The organism is Bradyrhizobium sp. CCBAU 51745, assembly GCF_028128715.1.
In the GTDB taxonomy this organism is placed as follows: Bacteria; Pseudomonadota; Alphaproteobacteria; order Rhizobiales; family Xanthobacteraceae; genus Bradyrhizobium; species Bradyrhizobium manausense.
The window spans coordinates 82,464-103,259 of record NZ_LBJP01000086.1; the positions used below are offsets into that span (position 1 = coordinate 82,464).

Sequence of the window (20,796 nt, forward strand, 5' to 3'; positions counted from 1 at the left end):
GACCGCCCTCGTTCATCCGCCTCAGACCACCGTCAGTTTCACGGCAATATTGCCGCGGGTTGCGTTCGAATAGGGGCAGCGCTCATGTGCGGCGGCAACGACCTCTTCCGCCGCTGCTTTCTCGACGCCTGGCAGGTTGACTTTCAGCTCGACAGCGAGCGCATATCCGACCGGCACCGGCCCCATCGCAACCTTCGCCGTCACGGACGGCTCGGCGGAGGGCACCACCTTTCTCGTGCGCGCGACGAGCTTGACCGCACCGAGAAAGCAGGCGGCATAGCCGGCGGCGAAAAGCTGCTCGGGATTGGTGCCTTCGCCGCCGGGACCGCCCAGCGATTTCGGCACGGACAGCGACACCGACAACCGACCGTCGACGCTGGCGGCCTTGCCATCCCGACCTCCGGTCGCCGTCACCTCCGTCTCGTACAGGATCTTTTCGGGAGTCATCATGACGGGTTCTCCAGGAACGGTTTCGAGAACTAGCGGCTGTTACGGGCCAGCAGCGCGCGAAAATCGCTGCGCGCCTGGGCGCTGGCCCGCTTGAAGCTCGGTCCGCGGCTGGGCTCGGTGCCGTTGAGCTTGCGGAGCTGCACCCACATCTCGGCGCTCTTCAGCGCCACGGCCGCGCAGTTGACCACCGGCGCGTGGCCGACCTTCAGGCCATGCTCCTTCCCGATCAGGAGGCCCGGCAGCACGCCGGCCGGGATCACGACATCAGCGCCGCGCTCGACCAGCGGCAGCGCGCAGGCGACGAAGTCCTTGATCATGCGGGCCTGCGCAGCAGCGTCTCCACCAAAGGCGTCGGCGAAATCCTCCGGCTTGCAGCCGAGGCCGGTCACATGGACGACGCGATCGCCGAGGCCGTAGCGCTCGGCCTGCTCATAGTGCCAGACCTCGAAGACAGGATCGAGCGTCACAAGACCGAGACGCCGGCCGAGCTGCGAGGCCGCCAGCAACGTCGCCTCGCCGGTCCCGATCACGGGAATGTCGAGCGCCGAGCGCAGCTCGTAGAGGCCGGGATCCTGGAAATGCCCCATGACGAAGGCATCGAAGCCGCCCTCCTCCGCCGCGATGCCGTTGTCGATCGCCTGGACGGCGCAGCGCAATTCCGCGAGCCGGCCGAACTCGCGGTCCGGCGGACTGATACCCTCGACGTGAACCGTCGTGCCTGGTGCAGCGATGCCGTTGAGGTATTCCGACAGCCGCGCCATGTAGGGCGCGTTCACGCTCGCATCAACGAAGCTCTGCCAGAAGATGCGCATCGTCCTTCTCCTCAAGCGGCGATCGGAGGATCGGTCGTCGGCTGCCGATGAATATATTTCAATCATAAACTAATTCACGCGTCAAATGCGCGCGGCGGCGACTGCGAGGCTCGCCGTCGGAGCATGGCCCGCAGGGCTTTTTCGCTCCACCGGGCCGCCAAGAAACGCCGCACACTGACGAAATTGTATGCAGCAACATTTTTTTCTGACAGCCCCGTGACACGTGTTGACGGCGCCACCGCCGATACTTTAGGCTTTAAGTAATTCTTCGCCGACCAGGGACCGGCGGCCGTGACAATGATGTTGCAGGGCACCGATTTTGAGAGACTCGATCGTGTGGACATTCGCCGGGCTCGAACAGCCGGCTGTAGCGGCAGCGTCGCCGGTCGCGCGTCGCGGCCGCACCGAGGGTCTTTCATCGCTCCGGAAAGGGCCCGCCTGCATTCGCCGGTGGGTTCGACGTTCGCGCGGCAAGCAACATCATGACTGCTGAGCGCCGGGCGAGCAAACTCTCTTCGGACGCGCCCGGTATTTGGCGCTGCAGCAATGCTTTCAATCGGTTGGCTCGTCGTTCGGGGGTTTCCGCGCGGCAGCTTCACGGCATCCCTATCCAGCATCAACGGAGGAGAACGCGTATGCGCAAGACTCTGAGCTTCCTTGCACTTGCAGCGGGCATCGCTGCCGCCCCGGCTGCGCAGGCCGACATCACCATCGGCTTCGTCACCTCGCTCAGTGGCAACGGCTCGTCGATCGGCATCCCCTACGGGCGCGGCATCAACGCCGCCTATGAGTACAAGAAAACCATCAACGGCGAGACCATTCGTCTGATCCAGCTGGACGACGGCTCGGACCCGTCGGCCGCGACCCGCAACGCGCGCAAGCTGGTGGAAGAGGAGAAGGTCGATCTCCTGATTGGGACGGCGACGGCGCCTTCGACCATCGCCATGGCGGCGGTGGCGAGCGAATTGAAGGTGCCGATGATCGCGGTGTCGCCGATCGGCAAGCTGCCTGATACGCCCGAACAGTGGGTGGTGTCGGTGCCGCAGCCGGCATCCCTCCTGGTCAAGATCGTCGCCGATCGCATGAAGCGCGACGGCATGAAGAACATCGGCTATATCGGCTTTTCCGATGCCTGGGGCGATCTCGTCTATGGCGGCGCCAAGGCGGCCGAAGCCGCCGGCGACATCAAGATCCAGAGCAACGAGCGCTATGCCCGCACCGACACTTCGGTGACCGCGCAGATCCTTAAAGTGCTGGCCGCGCGGCCGGATGCCGTGCTGGACGGCGGCTCGGGCACGCAAGGCGCGCTGCCGCTGCTCAGCCTCGCCGACCGCGGCTTCAAGGGAAACACCTACGGCACGGTGGCGCTGGTCAATCCGGACTTCGTCAATGTCGGCGGCAAGGCGGCCGACGGCATCCAGGTTTCCGCAGGTCCCGTGATCGTCGCCGAGCAGCTGCCCGACGAGCACTTCGCCAAGAAGATCGCGCTGGATTTCCGCAGCGTCTACCAGAAGGTCCATAACATTCCGACCACCGACGGCTTCTCCGCTTACTCGTTCGACGCCTGGCTGATCTTCGCCAATGCCGCCGAGCGCGCGCTGAAGATCGCGAAACCCGGAACAGTGGAATTCCGCGCGGCGCTGCGGGACGCGATCCTCAGCACCAAGGAGCTGCCGGGCGTGCATGCCGTCTACAACTTCAAGCCCGGCTCGGTCACCGGCGTCGACGAACGTTCGCTCGTCGTGGTGCGCCTGACCGGCGGCGCCTGGAAATACGCGCCTTAGTCGGACGGCGGCTGGTCACCACTACGAGGGGACGGCGTTCTCAATGACGAGCGATATCGCAGCCATTCTTGCGATCGACGGGATCGCTACCGGCGCAGTCTATGCGCTGGTGGCGATCGGAACCGTCCTCATCTTCACAGTGACACGGGTCATCTTCATTCCCTTCGGCGACATTGCCGCCTTCACGGCGCTGACGCTGGCCGCCCTCGACGCCAAGCGCTTTCCGGGCACAGGCGCGCTGGTCGTCATCCTGGCGTGCCTGGCGACGCTGATCGAGATCATCTCGCTGCTGCGCGCGGGCGAGCTTCGCCTGTTTCCGCGCGCGCTGTTCTTCTATCTGGCGCTGCCGCTGGCCGTGGTTGGAATTGCCTGGCTGACGATGCGCGCCGACCCCCCGCTCGGTGTCAGACTCGTGCTCGCCTTGCTGCTGATCACGCCGATCGCTCCGCTGCTGGACCGGATCGTGTTCCGGCCCATCGCGGACGGAACGGTGCTGCTGCTGCTGACCGTCTCGGTCGCGCTGCACTTCGCACTGGTCGGACTTGGCCTCTTGTTCTTCGGTCCCGAAGGTGTCCGGACCGAGCCGCTGACCTCGTTCTCGACCGAGTTCGCCGGCGTGCTGATCTCGGGCCAGACCATGCTGATCGTGATCGCAGCGCTCGTATTCTCCGGCCTGCTCTATCTCTTCTTCGACTTCACGCTGGTCGGCAAATCACTGCGCGCCACCGCGGTGAACCGGACCGGCTCCCGCCTGATGGGCATCCGCCCCGCGCGCGCCGGCACCATCGCTTATCTGCTGGGTTCGCTGATGGCCGGCGTCTCCGGCATCCTGATCGCACCCGTCAACACCGTGTTCTACGATTCCGGCTTCCTGATCGGCCTCAAGGCCTTTGTCGGCGCCATCGTCGGCGGCATGACCAGCTATCCAGGAGCTGCGATCGGCGCGGTTGGAGTCGGCATCCTCGAAAGCTTCGCCTCCTTCCAGAGCAGCGCGCTGAAGGATGTCATCGTGTTCTCGCTGCTGATCCCGATCCTGATCTGGCGATCGCTCGCCTCGCTGCATTCCGAGGAGGAGATCGAGGAATGACGCGCCTTCACGTTCAGCTCGCAGCAATTGCCGCGGTGACGTGCCTCGCGCTCGCGCCGCTCGTCCTCAGCCCGTTCAGCATCACGCTGATGAACTATATCGGCATCTATTCGCTGGTCGCGATCGGCCTTGCCCTGCTCACCGGCGTCGGCGGCGTCGTGTCGTTTGGACAGGCGGCCTTCGTCGGCGTCGCGGCTTACGCAACCGCGTGGGTCTCGGCGCTGAACGGGTACTCGCCCTGGCTCGGCCTCGTGTTCGGCGTGGTGCTGACCTGCGGTGTCGCGACCGTCCTCGGCGTCGTCACTCTTCGGCTGCAGGGACATTTCCTGTCGCTGTCGACCGTCGCCTGGGGTCTCGCCATCGGCTTCCTGTTCGGCAATGTCGAGGGGCTCGGCCGCTTCAATGGCATCTCGTCGATCCCGCCGATCAGCATCGGATCGTTCGCGCTCGTCAGCAGCGCGCAGATCTATTTCCTGATCTGGGGCATCGTCGCAGCGGTTCTCTTCCTCGGCTACAACCTGTTGGACTCCCGGCTCGGCCGGGCCATGCGCGCGCTGCGCGGCGGCAATATCCTGGTCGAGAGCCTCGGCATCAACGCCTTCAAGATCAAGCTCGTCACCTTCGTGATCGCGGCCTTCCTCGCCTCCCTCTCCGGCTGGCTCTACGCGCATATGAGCCGCTTCATCAGCCCGGGCCCGTTCGATGCCGGCATGGGCATCGAATATCTGATGATGTCCATGGTCGGCGGCGCCGGCAGTTTGCTCGGCGGCGTCGTGGGCGCGGCGATCGTCACCCTGCTGAAGAACAGCGTGCAGGACTATCTGCCGCTGATCGCCAAGGGCGCGTCCGGCCAGCTCGAGATCGTCGCGTTCTCCGCGCTGTTCATCCTGTTCCTGCAATGGGCGCGGCAGGGCATCGTGCCGTTCGTCGCGCGCTATCTGCCGAAGATCAAGCGCGAGCGGCCCGAGCCGGCGCCGCCGTTGCCCCGCCGCCCACAGCCGGCACCGGGCGAGCTGCTTCTGAAGGTCGATGGCGCCGAGCGTCGGTTCGGCGGCCTCGTCGCGGTCAACAATGTCAGCTTCGAAGTCCGCTCCGGCGAGATCCTCGCCGTCATCGGCCCGAACGGCGCCGGCAAGAGCACGATGTTCAATTGCCTCACCGGCGCGCTGAGGGTGAACAAGGGCGAGATCGTCTTCGCCGGACGCCCGATCACGCGCGATCCGCAATCGCGCATCGCCAAGGGTGGAATCGCCCGGACGTTCCAGCATGTGAAGCTGCGGCCGCGCATGAGCCTCCTGGAGAACGTGATGCTCGGCACTTACGCGCGCACCAGCACGGGCCTGTTCGCCGGCGCCTTCCGCCTCAACCAGCGCGAGGAAGCCAGCACGAGGCACGAGGCGTTGATGCAGCTCGAACGCGTCGGGCTCGGCGACAAGCCGTTCGAGCTCGCCGGCAATCTGCCGCTCGGCAACCAGCGCATCCTCGAGATCGCGCGCGCGCTCGCCGCCGATCCGGCGCTGCTGGTGCTGGACGAGCCGGCGGCGGGGCTGCGCCGCCAGGAGAAGCTGCGGCTTGCGGAGCTGCTACGGTCGCTGCGATCGGACCATCTCACCATCCTGATCGTCGAGCATGACATGGAGTTCGTGATGTCGCTGGTCGACCGCATCGTGGTGCTCGATTTCGGCTCCAAGCTTTGCGAAGGCGCGCCCGCCGCGATCCGCAGCGACGAGCGGGTGCAAGAGGCCTATCTCGGAGGCGTCGCGTGAGCGAGATGTTTTCGATGCGCGATGTGACCGTCTGCTACGACAATGTCGAAGCGGTCCGCAACGTCACGCTGTCGGTCGAGGAAGGACAGATCGTCACCGTGATCGGCCCGAACGGCGCCGGCAAGACCACGCTGCTGATGGCCGCGATCGGCCTGCTCGCTTCGCGCGGCCGCCTCGTCTTTCAGGGCAACGACATCGGCAGGATGTCGGTCGAGGACCGCGTCGAGCGCCGGCTCTGCCTCGTCCCGGAAAAGCGCGAGCTGTTCTCCGACATGTCGGTCGCCGACAATCTCCTGCTCGGCTCCTACAGCCTGCGCGACCGCTCCGGCGTGCAGAAGACGCTGGACGAAGTCTACGACCGCTTCCCCCGCCTGAAGGAGCGGCAGCGCCAGGCCGCCGGCACCCTCTCCGGCGGCGAGCGCCAGATGCTGGCGCTCGGCCGCGCGCTGATGGCGAAGCCGAAATTGCTAATGCTCGACGAGCCCAGCCTCGGCCTCGCACCGCTGATCGTGCGCGAAATCTTCCGCACCATCGCCTCGCTGCGCGACCTCGGCGTCTCGATCCTGCTGGTCGAGCAGAACGCCCGCGCCGCGCTGGAGACCGCCGACTACGGCTATGTGCTCGAGACCGGCGAGATCGTGCAGTCCGGCCCCGCCAAGGATCTGATCCATGATAAAAGGCTGATCACGGCCTATCTCGGCGGGCATTGAAGCCGCTCCGACCAGAACAGTCGAAAACAACCCCATGCACAGTAGCCTGTGACAACCATATCAATGGCTTAGTCGCCAGCTTACGGATTTTACGAAATTCGCTTGCTCCGTCGGGCAAAACAGTGGCATGATGTCATCATCGCCGCTCAGACTTGTTCGCACGCAACAACGGCGGCTCGACACAGGGGCCATTGTGGCGAGGCTCACATGTTTAGCACATCCTCATCACGCGCTACCTCGACCTATTTTGAACGTCTGACGCGAGCCGGCCAACGGATCAAGGCGGCCGCAAGGTTGGCGGCGTTCGCGCTGGTCGCCGCGCTCGTTGCTGCAAGTTTGAATGCCACGTCTGGAGATACGCCGGCCGCGCGAGGCCTTTCGCAACCGGGCCTTCAGCGCATCGGTGACTATCTACGACATGAGATCGCGATCAGTAAAATTCCCGGCGCGATCCTGTTGATCCAGCAGCACGGAAAGCCGGTCTACTACGAAAAATTCGGCCTGCGCGACGTCGCAACCAAGGTGCCGATGACGGATGACACCATCTTTCGGTACTATTCGATGTCGAAACCGATCACATCGGTTGCCGCGCTGATGCTGGTCGACGACGGCAAGCTGTCGCTGGATGACCCCCTCTCCAAATACATTCCGGCCTTTGCCGACGTAAAGGTCGGCGTGGAAAAGCCCGACGCGACCGGAAGGCCGGTGTTTACGCTGGAACCACTCAAGCGCCCGATCACCGTACTCGATCTGATGCGACAGACTTCCGGTATCACCTACGGGTTCTACGGCGACGGCCCCGTGCAAAAACTCTATCGGCAGGCCGACCTGTACAGCGGCGATTTTGACAACGCCGAGTTCGCTGCGCGCCTGGCGAACCTGCCGCTCGCCGAGCAACCGGGCACGAGGTGGACCTATAGCCATTCCGTCGATGTGCTCGGGAGGGTGATCGAGGTGGTTTCTGGACAATCGCTGTTTCAGTTCGAGAAGGAGCGGCTGCTGGATCCCCTTGGCATGAGCCATACCGCGTTCTTTGTCGCGGACGAGGCGAAGCGCCCGCTGGTTGCCCAGTTCCTGCCAGATGATCTGATAGAACCGCCCATTGCCGGAATCAGGGACCCGATGGTGCATAGGCGCTGGGAATCCGGCGGAGCCGGAATGGTCGGGACGACCGGCGACTACGCGCGCTTTGTGCAGATGCTCTTGAATGGCGGCACGGTCGACGGACGACGCTATCTGAAGCCGGAGACGGTGGCCCTGATGACGTCGGACCAAATCGGTCCCGGGAGCGGAATCGCGCCCGCCGATATCTATTTTTTGGCAGTCCACGCCGGATTTGGGCTGGGGGTTGCCGTGCTCACATCGCCGCAACCGAAGAGGCCGTGGCCGCCAGGCATATATGGATGGGATGGCGTGGCCGGCACCTTCTTCTTTGTAGATCCAAACGACGATCTGTTCGCGCTGTGCATGATGCAGTCACCGTCGCAGCGCGGGCGGATCGAGACGGAGTTGGCGCCGCTGATTTTCGACGCGATGGTGAGGTAGCCTGCCAGAGCTTGATCGACCCATCGCCCCGAAACGCCGGCGGAGCGTCCGCGTCTTTCGTTAGCTCATGTCATTGCAAGGGTCAGGTTTGATGGGTTTCGCTTCGCTTGGCCTTGCGCCCGCCAAGTCGAGTTGAAAGGGATTGCTCTTGGAACAGCTACAAACTTCCATCGTCGGCCGTCTCGAGAAGCGGCTTGGCAGGCTTCATGCCAGGCAGAGACTTGGAATCGAGGCCGACCACGAAGCGCAGATATTCGGTCAAGGCCTCAATTTTTTCCACATCGAAAACTGGTATTCGGTGCATTCTCTCATTCGCGGAGTCTTCAAGCTTTCCGGCCTCTATTGGCGAGGGTTGAAGAATGCGGCTGACGTTCAGGTCAAAGAGACCGATCTCGTGTTTGCCTTGTTGCCAAGGGCATTCGAAGGTTTCACTCTGCTGCATATCAGCGACTTGCATGTGGACATGAACAAGGGCGCGATGCAGCGCTTGGCGGAGCTTCTTCCATCACTCGTGTACGACATCTGCGTGCTCACGGGGGATTTCCGCGGCGCTACGTTCGGTCCATTCGATGCGGCGATGGAAGGTATGGCGCAAATTTGTGCGCTGCTGACAGCGCCAACTTACGGCGTTCTCGGCAACCATGATACGGTCCGAATGGTCCCGGCTCTGGAGGACCTGGGCATAAGGATGCTCTTGAACGAGTGCGCGCCGATCTCGCGAGCCAACGAGCAGATCTATCTTGCCGGTATCGACGACGCTCATTTTTATCGGGTCGACAGCATTGAGAAGGCTGCCTCGGCCATTCCTTCCGATAGCTTCACGATCCTGCTGTCGCACACGCCGGAAATCTATCGTCACGCAGCCCATGCCGGCTTCGACCTGCTCTTGAGCGGTCATACGCATGGCGGGCAGATCTGCCTGCCGGGATCGGTTCCGATCACGCTGGATTCGAGGCTGCCCAGGCGGTTCGGGGCGGGGCTTTGGAACTACCACCAGATGACCGGCTACACGTCGGTCGGGGTCGGCTCCTCCGTTGTGCCGATACGGCTGAATTGCGCGCCTGAAATAACACTGCACCATCTTCATTCAGCTCACGCCGGTCATCAATAAGGGCGATCGCGAACATGCAGCCTGAACATCAGGCGGGAGAGGACAATTTCGCCCACGAAGAATACGGCGACCAGGACGACCACGTCGGTGACCGATAGGGACAGGCGTTTCCAACACATGAGGGCTGGTAGCAAGGCCTCCGGCACTTGATCGAGGCCCGTGGCCTTGCCGCTTGGCTTTATGCCCAGTCGACGCTTCGTGAAGCTCGAAAGCAAGTCACCGACCATTGCGCCCAGCCCGACCAGAAAGGCGGATGCGAAGTCCAGGCCAAGAAATGGGGACATGGCCGTGGTGACGACGATCGAAAGCAGCAAACCTCGCCACGTCTTCGAAGGGCCGAACAGCGGGCTGCCGTCAATGAAACGAACACCGCCGTCAAGAGCGCAAGAGAGGCGGCTTCCAAAGAGGCGCTTTGCAAGAACGGGCACGCCATTGGCAACGGCGAGCAATATCAGCAACTTGAAAATGAGCAGGATCTGCATGCCAACGCATATCCATTTGTCCGCGGTGAGCTATACGCTTTTTGAGGTCTGCACCGGTCTAGCGGTGCAGACTGGTTTGGCGGCCGATCAGTTCGCTCCGGACCCGGACACCACACCCGGGACAGGGAAGGCTCGGCACATCTCGACGCACTCTGACCTGAGGCGCGCGAGAACCGCATCGTCGCCGTTGGCCCGCAGAGCAGCCGCAATGAACTCGCCGATGCGACGCATTTCGGTCTCTTCCATGCCACGCGTCGTCGCCGCCGGTGTCCCGAGGCGAACTCCACTCGGCCTGAGCGGCGGGCGCGGATCGTCTGGAATAACCTGCTTGTTCGTGGTGATCGCTATGGCGTCGAGCACCTCCTCGGCTGCTCGCCCGTCAAGTCCGACGGACGCTGCCGTATCGACGACCATCATGTGATTGTCCGTTCCATCAGTCACCAGCTTCATGCCGCGCTCCATCAGTGCGCCGGCGAGAACCTTCGCGTTGCGCAAGACCTGCCGCGCGTAACCCTGGAAATCCGAGGTCGCCGCCCGCTTGAGCGTCACGGCAATCCCGGCCACGACATTCATGTGAGGCCCGCCCTGCAGCCCGGGAAAGACGGACGCATCGATCCGGCCCGCAATTTCCCTCCGGCACAGGATGATCCCGCCCCGGGGGCCGCGCAGCGTCTTGTGCGATGTCGTCGTCATGACGTCGAAGCCGGCATCAAGCGGATTGCGCATGACATCAGCGGCAACCAATCCGCCATAATGGCTCACGTCAGCCATCGTGAGCGCGCCAACTTCGTCGGCAATGCTTTTGAATGCGGCATAGTCGAGGTCGCGCGGATAGGAGCTGTAGCCGCACAACACCATCTTCGGACGCACTTTGCGCGCAATTGCGCGCAATTCGTCGAAATCTATCGCGCCTGATGAAGGGATCGTCTTGTAGCGCATGAAGTTGAACAAACGCCCCATGTGGGACACCGGCGCGCCGTGCGTGAGATGGCCGCCATGGGAGAGGTCCATGGCGAGAATGGTGTCGCCGGGATTCAACAGGCCGAGATAGACGGCCTGGTTCATCGGTGATCCCGAAAGCGGCTGAACGTTGGCGTGCTCGGCACGAAACAGCGAGCAGGCCCGCTGCCGTGCCAGGTTCTCGATTTCGTCCGTATAGTGCTGGCCGCCGTAATATCTGCGTCCAGGATATCCCTCGGAATATTTATTGGTGAAGACCGATCCGAGCAGTTCGAGCACCTCCGGATAGGTGTAATTCTCCGACGGAATCAGTTCGACGCCGTCCTGTTGACGGCGCTCCTCCCCCGCAAGGGCGGCGGCGATCTCGGTATCGTTGATCGACAGTTCGTTGCGAAACGACGGCATGCTCGGGCTCCTCAACACGCTGTTTTTCCAGCAGATGGGTTGCCCAGGCGATCGGCGTCGGATCCATTCGCGCTTCACCGTGGTCGTTTCCACGTTAGCTCGCCAGTCGCGCGAAAGAACGAATGAGCACGGGCTCTTCGCAAAGGAAGGTTAGCCGAGTTGCGAGGCGTCTGCAACTGCCAGTTCGTGCGGCCGTGGGTCACCAATGGCAGACAAGCTATCCGCGTACGAGCGTCACGCCGGTGATGAGGCACACAACGCCGATTCCTCGCAGGAGCGTGATGGGCGAGGCTGGCGCCTGCAGCCAGGGCGACGAGAGATGCGAGGAAATTCATGCCGCTACTTCAGACGCATAAGAGCAGGACCGGGGAGCTAGGCTGCCTCCCCTACATTGAGATTGCTCTGCAGCTGCGCTCGCCGCAGAAGCGTACGGGCGTAAGCCTCGGAGCTGAGGTCGCCCCGCCGGATTGCCTCGGCAGCGGCAGCAAGGCCGAGCGAGAGATGCTGGCCTGTCCTGCGTCGTTCGTCGAAGGATTGCTAGATATATCCGTCATGCTTCGTCGCTTGCGGAGCAAGCCGGCTGCGGCGGACCACAGCGGCTATCCCAAACCATTGAATGACACTCATCAGCTACGTATCTCGCTTTGGCAAAGGAGCGTCCTGTTGCGCCTCTTCGGGCACGAATGAAAAGCCGTTCGCACGACTGCGTATCCGACCGCCATGCGGGATGCCGAAGTGCGCCGGAAACATGAGGCTGTTATGTTCCGCGCAATGGCCGAGCACGCGCAGGCGCGATTGCATCGCTTGCTCCGGATTCATGCAGAACCGGCTGCTCCAGTCGGGGCGGTAGACTTGAATGGGATTATGCATGACGTCGCCGATGAAGAGGCCCTCATCCTCGCCACTCAGGAGCCGCAAGATCACGTGTCCAGGGGAGTGCCCCGGCGCCGGCTCGATCAAAAGGTTGTCGCCGAGCTGGTCGGTCGTGCTCACGACCTGTTCCTGCTTGGCGGCGATCACGGGCAGGACGGAGTCGGTGAAGACATCGCGCGGCTCCTCCGGCAGATGCGGATTGTGCGATGGGTTCCAAAAGTTCAGTTCCTCGCGAGAGAAGACATATCTCGCGTTTGGGAAGGTCGGGACCCAGCGGCCGTCGACCAATCGGGTATTCCAGCCGACGTGATCAACGTGAAGGTGGGTGCACAGCACATAGTCGATGTCCGCCGGCTCCAGGCCTGCGCTTCGGAGACGATCAAGATAAGGCGTGCCGAGTTGATGGAAATGCGGCGATGCCGGCCGGTTCTTGGCGTTGCCGCAGCAGGTGTCGACCAGAATGTTGTGATCGGGCGTCTGTATCAGCCAGGAATGTACCGACATGATGAACTGGTCGGTTGCAGCCACGTAGTGATGTGGTGCCATCCAATGCAGGTGCTCTTCGAGAACGGCTGGATCGAAGGCCGAGAGCAATTCCTGTGGCCTGAAAGCCGGCCCTAGAAGCTCCTCGATACGCGTGACGATCGTCGTGCCGATCCGCCATGTGAGATGGCTCGTCTGCGTCATGTGCTCTCCTCGACGGGTTCGATTCGAATGAAAGTGCGTGTCGCATGCAGACGGGCTCAAAAGGTCGCCGCCATGCGATCTGCAGCAGCGAGCCTTGCGTGCGCCACCAGCGGGAAATCGGGGATGCCGAGGTCTCATGAGGCGGCCAGCGGCGAGCTTGCCGCCGGCACGCCGCTCGCAAAACAGCTTGCTCAGGACGCTGAAGCTGCCTCGTCCGGCTGAAGGTATCGGGGGGCCGGCCGACCAGCAGCGAGCGAGGTTCGCATGCCCTGGCGAGCCGCCTCGAAAGCTGCCCAAACCGATTCATCCGCCACCGTCGGCAATGTGAGAATCTCGCCCCGGTCAAATCCGACCAGCGCGGCAGTGACGAGATCTTCGGGGTTCATGATCATCGAACGCGGGATGACGCTTTCCGGCACTTGGCCGCGCGCCCACATCTCCGTGTCGGTCGGACCAGGAAGCGCGGCCTGAACCCGGATCCCTGCATCCCTGGTCTTGCCGGCGAGAGAGATGGTGAGATTGATCAAATAGTTCTTCGAGCCGCTGTACGCGCCGTCGAACATCTCGGGCGCGAACGCGGTCACCGAGCTGATGTTGACGATACCGCCGCCGCCGCGCTTGGCGAATGCCCGGGCAGCCGCAATGGAAAGCAGCGTTGGCGCCGTGATGTTGACGGCAATCAGCGTTTCGGCGTCGGGCAGACTATTCTGCAGCATGCCGCCCTGAAGCGAGATACCGGCGTTATTGACGAGAAAGGCAATGGATGCGTCATCGGCGATGCGATCCGCGAGCTTTGATACCTCGAACGACTTGGCAAGGTCCGCAACGATGACTTCGGCGTTTTGGCCGGTTTCCTGCCTGATCCGCAGGGCGTTGGCTTCGAGCCGCTCTGCGTTGCGGGCCACCATGATCAGGTCATAGCCCCGCCGAGCCAACTTACTTGCATAGACCGAGCCAATGCCCGTCGAAGCCCCGGTGACAATTGCCGTTCGAGCTGCCGTCTTGTTCATGACTTCCTCCCAAAAGCTGCGACCTTGGACCGCAAGACCGAAGAGAGAGAGCCCCCTCTCCATGAGATTATGATCGTAATATCATATTACGACCGTAATACAATAGCTCTTGCTGCACAATAAGTTGTCCGGGTGTCGTCGATACGCCGATCCTCCGCGGCGTCGCTCCATCCGGACGTGCCGGTCAGACTGAAGCAGAGTTTCGCGACTGTCTTGCCGACGCGAGCAAGCTAATTCCGGATTGGCCGTCTTGGGCGCCCCGACGAGAAGCAGATTGGCCAGCCGGACTCCAACCGGCCTAATTGGTGCGGCGCCTACATCGCGGGAGAGCAGACCGGCGGAAAAGGAACAAAGCCCACGCGATCTGATTGGAGGTTTACGGCTGAGCGGGACAGGCCCGAAAGCTGGGTAAGAAATTATTCCTGGAGGAGCGTCCTCACGACAAAGGGAGCAACCAATGGATCACGAGCGAAAATCATCAGAAGCGGGAAAGCGGGCCGCTGAGGGCTTGCGCGAGGCAACTGCCAAGGACGAAGCGAAACGCGAGAGCAAGATGGGGCACGATCTGGCCAAGGGCGCTGATCGCTTCGAAGAACGCTCAAGAAGCTCCGACGGAAGAAGCGCAGAAGAAAAACAAAAAGGGTAGATGCAAACGGCGGCCAGACGTGGCCTATCTCTTCGCAAACTGACGCCTGGTTCCAAGAAGACCGCGACGCGTTTCTTGGGATCGTTGGCACTTCGACGCGGTTGTCGTCCCGAGGACAACGGCGGCGGGCATGGACCAGGCGGGCATGGACCAGAAGCTGTACAAACCAAGCGAGCGCTTGCAACCATCGACCCCGGGATTTGTCAGGGTTCGTGGTGCGCGCGAGCATAATCTGAAGAACCTGGACGTCGACATTCCCCGGGACGCGCTGGTCGTGTTCACCGGCGTATCCGGCTCCGGAAAATCCTCTCTGGCATTCGGGACGCTGTATGCCGAGGCGCAACGGCGCTACCTGGAATCCGTGTCGCCCTACGCCCGTCGCCTGTTCCACCAGATGGCTGTGCCTGAGGTGGACGAGGTCGAGGGGCTGCCGCCGGCGGTGGCGCTGCAGCAGCAACGGGGATCGTCGACCACGAGATCGAGCGTGGGCAGCGTCACGACGCTGTCGAACCTTTTGCGCATGCTCTATTCCCGCGCCGGCGACTATCCGAAGTCGCAACCTCTGCTTTATGCCGAGTCGTTCTCGCCCAATTCGGCGGAAGGGGCCTGCCCCAGATGCCATGGCCTCGGGCGCGTTTACGACGTGACCGAACGCTCGATGGTGCCCGACGATAACCTCACCATTCGCCAGCGCGCGGTCGCGGCGTGGCCGACCGCATGGCACGGCCAGAACCTGCGCGACATCCTGACGACGCTGGGCTACGACGTGGACAGGCCGTGGCGCGAGCTTCCGAAAAAGGACCGTGACTGGATTCTGTTCACGGACGAGCAGCCCACGGTGCCGGTCTACGCCGGTTACGACGCCAAGGAAGTTCGGAGAGCGCTCCGGCGCAAGGAGGAGCCGAGCTATCAAGGCACCTTCACCGGCGCCCGTCGCTACGTCATGGAGACGTTCGCCAATACGACCAGCGCGATGATGAAGAAGCGCGTCTCGCAATTCATGTTGAGCGCCGAATGCCCGCTTTGCCACGGCAAGCGGCTCAAAGCCGAGGCGCTCTCGGTCAAGTTTGCCGGAATGGATATTGCCGAGATGGCTCGCCTTCCGTTGAAGCAATTGGCCGCGCTGATGCGGCCATACTGCGAAGGAAAAGTCGGCCGGCGGGACGCTCACCCGGAGAAGGCGATCGTCGTGCAGCGAATTGCGCAGGATCTGAGCGCACGACTTGGCGTTCTCCTCGACCTCGGTCTCGGTTACCTGACCCTCGAGCGCAGTACGCCGACTTTGTCACCGGGCGAGCTCCAGCGGCTGCGTCTGGCGACGCAAGTACGCTCAAACCTCTTCGGGGTGGTCTATGTGCTCGATGAACCGTCCGCCGGGCTGCATCCCTCCGACACGGAAGCGCTGCTCCGGGCGCTCGACAAGCTGAAGGCAGGCGGAAACTCGCTCTTTGTGGTCGAGCATGAGCTGGACGTGGTGCGACACGCCGACTGGATCGTCGACGTTGGGCCCGACGCCGGTCGGCACGGCGGCAATATCCTTTACAGCGGCCCTCTCGACGGATTGAAATCGGTCGAGACATCGCACACCGCAAGATACCTGTTTGGCCGAGTCCCACCGCCCCGGCAAAACCATCGCAATCCGAAAGGCTGGCTCAAGCTGAGCGGTGTCGAGCGCAACAATCTCAGGGGGATCGATGTCGCCTTTCCGCTGGGTGTCCTGACATCAGTCACTGGCGTATCCGGGTCTGGCAAGTCAAGCCTTGTCAGCCAGTTCCTCGTGGAGGCGCTGAGTAGCCACTTCGGGCAGTCCCACGCATCCGACGATGTCGGCGAGGACATCCTTCAGCGCGCGCCTGATGTCGCTTCCGGCGGCAAAATCACCGAAGGGCTTGATCGGTTGAAGCGGTTGGTCGTGGTGGACCAGAAGCCGATCGGAAGGACTCCCAGGTCCAATTTGGCGACCTACACCGGACTTTTCGACGAGGTGCGAAAGCTGTTCGCGCAGACGAAAGATGCGCGACGGCATCGCTTCGACGCCGGCCGATTCTCTTTCAACCTTCCGAAAGGGCGTTGTCCGAATTGCCAGGGAGAAGGATTTGTCTGCGTTGAGCTGCTGTTCCTGCCCAGCGTCTATGCACCATGTCCGGAGTGCCAGGGCTCGCGGTATAATCCGGATACGCTGAAGATCAAGCTCAAGGGCAAGTCGATCGCGGACGTTCTGGCGATGACCGTCGATGAGGCCCATGCGTTTTTTGTGGGCGACGTCCACATTGCGAGGTCGCTCGACGTGATCCGGCAAGTCGGGCTCGGTTATATCCGTCTGGGCCAGCCGGCCACGGAGCTGTCCGGCGGCGAGGCACAACGGGTCAAGCTCGCCACCGAGCTCCAGCGCACCCAGCGAACGGGAAGCATCTATGTCCTGGACGAGCCGACCACCGGCCTGCATCCCTCGGATGTCGAGAAGCTGATTGTTCAGCTGAACGGACTGGTCGACGCCGGCAGCACCGTCATCGTCGTGGAGCACGACATGAGCGTCGTGGCCGCAAGTGATTGGGTGATCGACATCGGGCCAGGCGCCGGGGATGAGGGAGGACAGGTCGTCGCAGCCGGGCAGCCGCTGCAGATCGCGCAGCACCAAGCGAGCCGCACCGCGCCCTATCTGGCGCGAGCGCTGAAAGATTATCGGCTGCGATCACGAGGAGCAGCAGGAGCGACGGTCTCGCCACAATAGCTGACGAGCGCACTCCACGCGCGATCATCAAGAGGGACGGTCTCGACTGGCTCCGATTGCGGTCCCCGGCCCTTCTCGGACGTTTCATGAGCCCTCACGCCTCACCCTGTGATCAACGGAGCCCGATGCAGCCAGTCATCGCTGTGCAGTTGATCCAGCACGAATGTGGCGACGTCCTGTCGCGAGATGCTGCCGCCGTGGAAGCCGGAGAGATCCGTCAGGGCCCGCACCGCGCCGCCGCCGGGCTTGTCGTTCAGGATCGTGGGACGAACGAGGACCCAGTCGAGCCCGCTGTCCCTCACGATGGCCTCCTGCCTGTCCTTGTCGGCATACACCTTCTTCAGAAGCAGCGGGAAGATCACGCGATCGAACAGGAAGCCGCCATGCCCGCGGCTGTCGCCGGCGCCGATCCCCGTGATCGCAACCAGGCGAGCGACGTGCTCGGCCTTCATCGCCTGGACGAGCGCGCGCGTCGCGCTCGAGAGCAGCGTCACGTCGCGGAAGGGGCTCGCCGGCGTGCCGAGCGCGCTGACGACGGCGTCCTGTCCCCTCAGGGCTTCGCGAAGCACCTTCGCCTCGCGCGCCTCGCCGACGACGAGCCTGACGCCGTTCAGATCGCCGGCCTTCTGCGGTGACCGCACCAGCGCGGTGACCTGATGGCCGCGCGCCAGCGCCTGCTTGACGATCTGGCGTCCGGTGCCGCCGGTTGCGCCAAGAACCAGTATCTTCGTTGGGGACGCGTTCGCGTTATTGTCGATGAGGGTCGTCATTGTTGCCTCCATGATGCGGACTGATCGGGAACCAGATTGTTCGACGCCAAGGTGAATTGGTCAGAACGTGCCGTCGGCGAGCAGCTCGCGGGTGCGCTTGAGCGTCGACAGCAGCGCGGCCCTGTAGCCTCTGTCGCTGTCGAACTGCGCCTGCTCGGCCTGCTCCTCGGGACCATCAGGCTGCTTTCCGCGCACGCCGAGATAGCAGTAGAATCTCAGCAGCAGCTCGCCGGCATCGTTCTCGACGATCTCGTTGATGATGGCGCCTTCACGCGGGCCGGTGGCCTGGAAGAACGTGACCTTGCTCTGCGGCTCGAGCGTGATGATCTCGCGCAGATCCGCGCCGGCGATGGTGGCTTCGCGCACGAAGTGCGTCGCGCTCTCCGCGACGACGTCGCAGCGCGTGCAGAGGCCGGGCGGCAGAAACAGGCGGGCGTCGCGCGCCTTGAGCTCCAGCCCTTTCCAGACCTGCTCGCGGCTCAGCCGGGTCTCGCCCTCGGGGTTCACGGGGACGGTGGCGGTCGAATAGATCATGACGATGGTCCTTGTTGCTGTGGTTGGCGTTCGGCGGCGACAGCTGCGCCGGCCGGGTTGGTGACCACGAAACTAGTGATCCAAAAGAATAGCGATAGGCGTTTATTTTGGACGCATCGTTTCACAGGTGGAACGGTCGTCAGATTTCCAGGAGCAGCCGCGACACGGCGTTTGCGCGCACGGCGCGTTTCAAGTGCGGCAGTTCGAAGAGAGAGTGCTCGGAAGCTGATCGGCGGCGCTCGGCTCGAAGGAGGTCGAGCCACGCGCCTATCGCAGCCGGAATTTGACCTGGGTCAAGGCCGAGAAACGCTCATCGGCACATCATTCTCGTGTGGCCGCCGCATGCGATTGCTTGCGGTCGGCAAAGCTCAGTCTGCGATCTCATGGAGGAAACAATGAGTTCCTCGAATTCTGCGATGAGCGACACGCATCGGCCAGTCAGCGAGACCACGCACGGGTCGGCGTCAATCTCATCACGTCCGGGCTCGCGACCACGATGGTCGCGATCGGAGGCAGAAAGCCCGTGAACGGGATCCAGGCAACGATGCGCTGATCCCCGCGCGCTCCGAGATAACCGACTTCAAGACCAAACGACAGGAGAACTCCTCATGAACAAGATGCTGGTTGCAGTTTTCGAAACCGAGGCTTCGGCATTCGAGGGCTTGAGCGCCCTGCGGGAGCTTCATCAGGAGGGCGACATCACGCTTTATGCCTCGGCGGTGGTCGTCAAGGACAAGGCGGGCAAGAACGAGGTCAAGCAGGCGGCTGACCAGGGCCCGGTGGGCACGGCTGTCGGCTTGGTCACCGGGAGTCTGATCGGGCTTCTCGCCGGCCCTGCCGGACTGCTCGTCGGCGCCTCGCTGGGTGGCCTCGGCGGCCTGGCTTTTGATCTCGACAGCAGCGGCATCAGCGCGGCGTTTCTCGATGAAGTCTCGAAAGAGCTTTCGCCCGGAAAGGCGGCCGTGCTGGCCGACGTCGGGGAAACCTGGATGACGCCCGTGGATACGCGTCTGCACAAGCTCGGCGCGACCGTCTTCCGCCGCCTGCGCTCTGAGGTCATCGAGGATCAACTCATGCGCGAGAGCGCTGCGTTCGAGGCGGAACTGAAGGCATTGCAGGACGATCTCAAGCATGCAGCCGCCGAAAACCGCGCGGCGATCCAAAAGGACATGGAGCAGGTCAAACTGCAGATCAACACAGTGCAAGAGCAGGCGAAGAAGCGACTTGATCAGGCCCGGGCCGAGACGGATGCGAGAATTCAGTCGCTGACGGAGCAGGCAAAGCAGGCCAGCGATCGCGCCAAGCGTCGCATCGACAAGCGCATCGCCGAGGTCAAGGCCGATTTCGACGTCCGCGCCAAGAAGCTCAACCAGGCGTGGACGTTGACCAGAGAGGCGCTGGCGGCCTAGGCGTGGGCTCCTCAGCTTGAAGGGCGCTCGGGTCAGACCGGGCGCCCGCAATCCCCTGAGCACCGCCAGGCTCGTCATGGTCCCGCCATGGCGAGGCGGAATCGTGCGCCTCTCGGCCGTCTCCCGAATCGCAGCAGTCTCGTTTCGCGATCGAGCACGTGCTAACCAGCACGCCCCGTCTTGCAAACGTGGACAGACGGCTCGCTCAAGGACACGCCATGAAAGCACCCGCAAATCTCGCCGAGAAGCTCGCAACCTTCACTGACCGGTTCTCCCCGCGCACGGTCGCGACCTATAACGACAATGACATCATGGTGGCGAAGCTCGAGGGGCCATTTCATTGGCACAAGCACGAGGATACGGACGACTTTTTTCTCGTGCTCAGCGGGACGCTGGATATCGAGCTGCGGGATCGCACCGTCACGCTCAACCCCGGCGAGGTTTTCGTCGTCCCCAAGGGCGTTGAGCACCGGCCCGTGGCGCGCGGCGAAGTGCACATCCTCTTGATCGAGCCGACGGGGACACCGAATTCCGGTGACAAGGCCACCGCGGCGCCTCGCATCCTGGTCTGATCAAGCCGCGCTCGCGATCAGAGCAATCGCCGCCGCGATCATCAGCGCGGCGGTGAGGCCATGGACGCCCAACGCCCTCGCCGTCGAGCCCCTCGCGGCGAGAATGAGCGACATGTCGCCCACAGGAATGATCGCTTCGATCAGCAGAACCAAACCGACCATTCGCGGGCCGCCCCACGCCATCAAGGCGAGCACGACCAGTCCCGAAACGACATCACGCACGCCCTTGAGACGAAGCCACCAGGCGACGTTCGGCCCTTGCTCGGGGAGCGGCAGGCCGAAACTCTGCGTCGCTCCCTGCGGATTGGCCAGATACATTAACCCGATGGCGATGATCCCGAGGGCCGCCAGCAACGCCACAGCGATAGAAAACCAGTACATCGACGCCTCCTTCTTTCATCGCAAGATAATCTAGCATTGCTAGTTTATCAAGTAACGCTATAATACGGCGT

Annotated in this window: 19 protein-coding genes and 1 riboswitch; of the genes, 10 read left to right on the forward strand and 9 right to left on the reverse strand. The window is 62.9% G+C overall.

Translation table 11 applies throughout. From position 1 onward, the window contains the following. Nucleotides 1-21: 21 nt before the first annotated feature. Both XH98_RS27100 and XH98_RS27105 read right to left on the reverse strand, forming a co-directional pair. A complete protein-coding gene (locus XH98_RS27100) occupies nucleotides 22-450 on the reverse strand; it encodes an organic hydroperoxide resistance protein (protein WP_271602028.1) in 429 nt (142 codons plus the stop codon). Between the two features lie 29 nt (nucleotides 451-479). Continuing rightward, the gene (locus XH98_RS27105; protein ID WP_271620446.1) at nucleotides 480-1,262 is read right to left on the reverse strand and encodes an aspartate/glutamate racemase family protein; all 783 of its coding nucleotides are present in this window, start codon (nucleotides 1,260-1,262) and stop codon (nucleotides 480-482) included. Between the two features lie 635 nt (nucleotides 1,263-1,897). Here XH98_RS27105 and XH98_RS27110 point away from each other — a divergent pair. The 6 genes from XH98_RS27110 to XH98_RS27135 all read left to right on the forward strand — a co-directional run bounded on the left by XH98_RS27110 (nucleotide 1,898) and on the right by XH98_RS27135 (nucleotide 9,265). After that, nucleotides 1,898-3,046: an ABC transporter substrate-binding protein gene (locus XH98_RS27110; RefSeq protein WP_271620447.1), complete on the forward strand. Its 1,149-nt coding sequence runs from the start codon at nucleotides 1,898-1,900 to the stop codon at nucleotides 3,044-3,046. A 43-nt stretch (nucleotides 3,047-3,089) separates the two neighbouring features. Then, nucleotides 3,090-4,133, forward strand: a complete 1,044-nt coding sequence (locus XH98_RS27115) for a branched-chain amino acid ABC transporter permease (protein WP_057758669.1) — start codon at nucleotides 3,090-3,092, stop codon at nucleotides 4,131-4,133. Continuing rightward, entirely contained in the window at nucleotides 4,130-5,899 is a 1,770-nt protein-coding gene (locus XH98_RS27120) for a branched-chain amino acid ABC transporter ATP-binding protein/permease (protein ID WP_271620448.1), read from the forward strand. The genes XH98_RS27115 and XH98_RS27120 overlap by 4 nt, the downstream gene beginning before the upstream one ends. Then, nucleotides 5,896-6,609 (forward strand): ABC transporter ATP-binding protein, encoded by a 714-nt coding sequence (locus tag XH98_RS27125; protein WP_271620449.1) that lies wholly within the window; start codon nucleotides 5,896-5,898, stop codon nucleotides 6,607-6,609. Before XH98_RS27120 ends, XH98_RS27125 begins: the two co-directional genes overlap by 4 nt. A 207-nt stretch (nucleotides 6,610-6,816) precedes the next feature. Continuing rightward, nucleotides 6,817-8,154 (forward strand): serine hydrolase domain-containing protein, encoded by a 1,338-nt coding sequence (locus XH98_RS27130; protein WP_271602034.1) that lies wholly within the window; start codon nucleotides 6,817-6,819, stop codon nucleotides 8,152-8,154. A 148-nt stretch (nucleotides 8,155-8,302) separates the two neighbouring features. Then, nucleotides 8,303-9,265 (forward strand): metallophosphoesterase, encoded by a 963-nt coding sequence (locus XH98_RS27135; RefSeq protein ID WP_271602035.1) that lies wholly within the window; start codon nucleotides 8,303-8,305, stop codon nucleotides 9,263-9,265. On the opposite strand, the gene XH98_RS27140 is transcribed toward XH98_RS27135, so the two are convergent. The 4 genes from XH98_RS27140 to XH98_RS27155 form a co-directional block, all read right to left on the reverse strand. Then, a complete protein-coding gene (locus XH98_RS27140) occupies nucleotides 9,259-9,747 on the reverse strand; it encodes a CDP-archaeol synthase (protein WP_271602036.1) in 489 nt (162 codons plus the stop codon). The genes XH98_RS27135 and XH98_RS27140 overlap by 7 nt on opposite strands. A gap of 87 nt (nucleotides 9,748-9,834) precedes the next feature. Further along, a complete protein-coding gene (gene glyA, locus XH98_RS27145) occupies nucleotides 9,835-11,112 on the reverse strand; it encodes a serine hydroxymethyltransferase (protein WP_271602037.1) in 1,278 nt (425 codons plus the stop codon). Nucleotides 11,113-11,146: 34 nt separating this feature from the next. Beyond that, nucleotides 11,147-11,232: riboswitch (ZMP/ZTP riboswitch) on the reverse strand. 510 nt (nucleotides 11,233-11,742) lie between these two features. Beyond that, entirely contained in the window at nucleotides 11,743-12,732 is a 990-nt protein-coding gene (locus XH98_RS27150; protein WP_271620450.1) for an MBL fold metallo-hydrolase, read from the reverse strand. A gap of 131 nt (nucleotides 12,733-12,863) precedes the next feature. Next, nucleotides 12,864-13,682, reverse strand: coding sequence for an SDR family NAD(P)-dependent oxidoreductase (locus XH98_RS27155; RefSeq protein WP_271620451.1), 819 nt, complete (start codon nucleotides 13,680-13,682; stop codon nucleotides 12,864-12,866). 457 nt (nucleotides 13,683-14,139) lie between these two features. Between XH98_RS27155 and XH98_RS27160 the strand changes: the two genes are divergently transcribed. Further along, on the forward strand, nucleotides 14,140-14,328 hold the full coding sequence (locus XH98_RS27160; RefSeq protein ID WP_271602040.1) for a hypothetical protein: 189 nt from the start codon (nucleotides 14,140-14,142) through the stop codon (nucleotides 14,326-14,328). A 145-nt stretch (nucleotides 14,329-14,473) separates the two neighbouring features. Then, nucleotides 14,474-17,059: an excinuclease ABC subunit UvrA gene (gene uvrA / locus XH98_RS27165; protein WP_271620531.1), complete on the forward strand. Its 2,586-nt coding sequence runs from the start codon at nucleotides 14,474-14,476 to the stop codon at nucleotides 17,057-17,059. A 101-nt stretch (nucleotides 17,060-17,160) separates the two neighbouring features. Here the strand turns inward: uvrA and XH98_RS27170 are convergent, their stop codons facing one another. Beyond that, nucleotides 17,161-17,829: an NAD(P)-dependent oxidoreductase gene (locus XH98_RS27170; RefSeq protein ID WP_271620452.1), complete on the reverse strand. Its 669-nt coding sequence runs from the start codon at nucleotides 17,827-17,829 to the stop codon at nucleotides 17,161-17,163. Nucleotides 17,830-17,889: 60 nt separating this feature from the next. After that, complete coding sequence (locus tag XH98_RS27175; RefSeq protein ID WP_271620453.1) at nucleotides 17,890-18,363, reverse strand: SRPBCC family protein; 474 nt, start codon at nucleotides 18,361-18,363, stop codon at nucleotides 17,890-17,892. A 608-nt stretch (nucleotides 18,364-18,971) separates the two neighbouring features. Between XH98_RS27175 and XH98_RS27180 the strand changes: the two genes are divergently transcribed. Next, on the forward strand, nucleotides 18,972-19,772 hold the full coding sequence (locus tag XH98_RS27180) for a DUF1269 domain-containing protein (protein WP_271602043.1): 801 nt from the start codon (nucleotides 18,972-18,974) through the stop codon (nucleotides 19,770-19,772). 218 nt (nucleotides 19,773-19,990) lie between these two features. Then, complete coding sequence (locus tag XH98_RS27185) at nucleotides 19,991-20,344, forward strand: cupin domain-containing protein (protein ID WP_036024830.1); 354 nt, start codon at nucleotides 19,991-19,993, stop codon at nucleotides 20,342-20,344. Here XH98_RS27185 and XH98_RS27190 read toward each other — a convergent pair whose 3' ends face one another. Continuing rightward, entirely contained in the window at nucleotides 20,345-20,725 is a 381-nt protein-coding gene (locus XH98_RS27190; RefSeq protein ID WP_271620454.1) for a DUF4267 domain-containing protein, read from the reverse strand. Between the last annotated feature and the right edge of the window lie 71 nt (nucleotides 20,726-20,796).

Excerpts from the sequence above, each read along its gene's own strand:
- XH98_RS27110 (WP_271620447.1), top strand. The coding sequence starts at position 1,898 with ATGCGCAAGACTCTGAGCTTCCTTGCACTTGCAGCGGGCATCGCTGCC.
- XH98_RS27100 (WP_271602028.1), bottom strand. The coding sequence starts at position 450 with ATGATGACTCCCGAAAAGATCCTGTACGAGACGGAGGTGACGGCGACC.
- XH98_RS27130 (WP_271602034.1), top strand. The coding sequence starts at position 6,817 with ATGTTTAGCACATCCTCATCACGCGCTACCTCGACCTATTTTGAACGT.
- XH98_RS27175 (WP_271620453.1), bottom strand. The coding sequence starts at position 18,363 with ATGATCTATTCGACCGCCACCGTCCCCGTGAACCCCGAGGGCGAGACC.
- XH98_RS27180 (WP_271602043.1), top strand. The coding sequence starts at position 18,972 with ATGAACAAGATGCTGGTTGCAGTTTTCGAAACCGAGGCTTCGGCATTC.
- XH98_RS27160 (WP_271602040.1), top strand. The coding sequence starts at position 14,140 with ATGGATCACGAGCGAAAATCATCAGAAGCGGGAAAGCGGGCCGCTGAG.
- XH98_RS27155 (WP_271620451.1), bottom strand. The coding sequence starts at position 13,682 with ATGAACAAGACGGCAGCTCGAACGGCAATTGTCACCGGGGCTTCGACG.
- XH98_RS27185 (WP_036024830.1), top strand. The coding sequence starts at position 19,991 with ATGAAAGCACCCGCAAATCTCGCCGAGAAGCTCGCAACCTTCACTGAC.
- XH98_RS27140 (WP_271602036.1), bottom strand. The coding sequence starts at position 9,747 with ATGCAGATCCTGCTCATTTTCAAGTTGCTGATATTGCTCGCCGTTGCC.
- XH98_RS27115 (WP_057758669.1), top strand. The coding sequence starts at position 3,090 with ATGACGAGCGATATCGCAGCCATTCTTGCGATCGACGGGATCGCTACC.
- glyA (WP_271602037.1), bottom strand. The coding sequence starts at position 11,112 with ATGCCGTCGTTTCGCAACGAACTGTCGATCAACGATACCGAGATCGCC.
- XH98_RS27105 (WP_271620446.1), bottom strand. The coding sequence starts at position 1,262 with ATGCGCATCTTCTGGCAGAGCTTCGTTGATGCGAGCGTGAACGCGCCC.
- XH98_RS27170 (WP_271620452.1), bottom strand. The coding sequence starts at position 17,829 with ATGACGACCCTCATCGACAATAACGCGAACGCGTCCCCAACGAAGATA.
- XH98_RS27190 (WP_271620454.1), bottom strand. The coding sequence starts at position 20,725 with ATGTACTGGTTTTCTATCGCTGTGGCGTTGCTGGCGGCCCTCGGGATC.
- uvrA (WP_271620531.1), top strand. The coding sequence starts at position 14,474 with ATGGACCAGAAGCTGTACAAACCAAGCGAGCGCTTGCAACCATCGACC.
- XH98_RS27120 (WP_271620448.1), top strand. The coding sequence starts at position 4,130 with ATGACGCGCCTTCACGTTCAGCTCGCAGCAATTGCCGCGGTGACGTGC.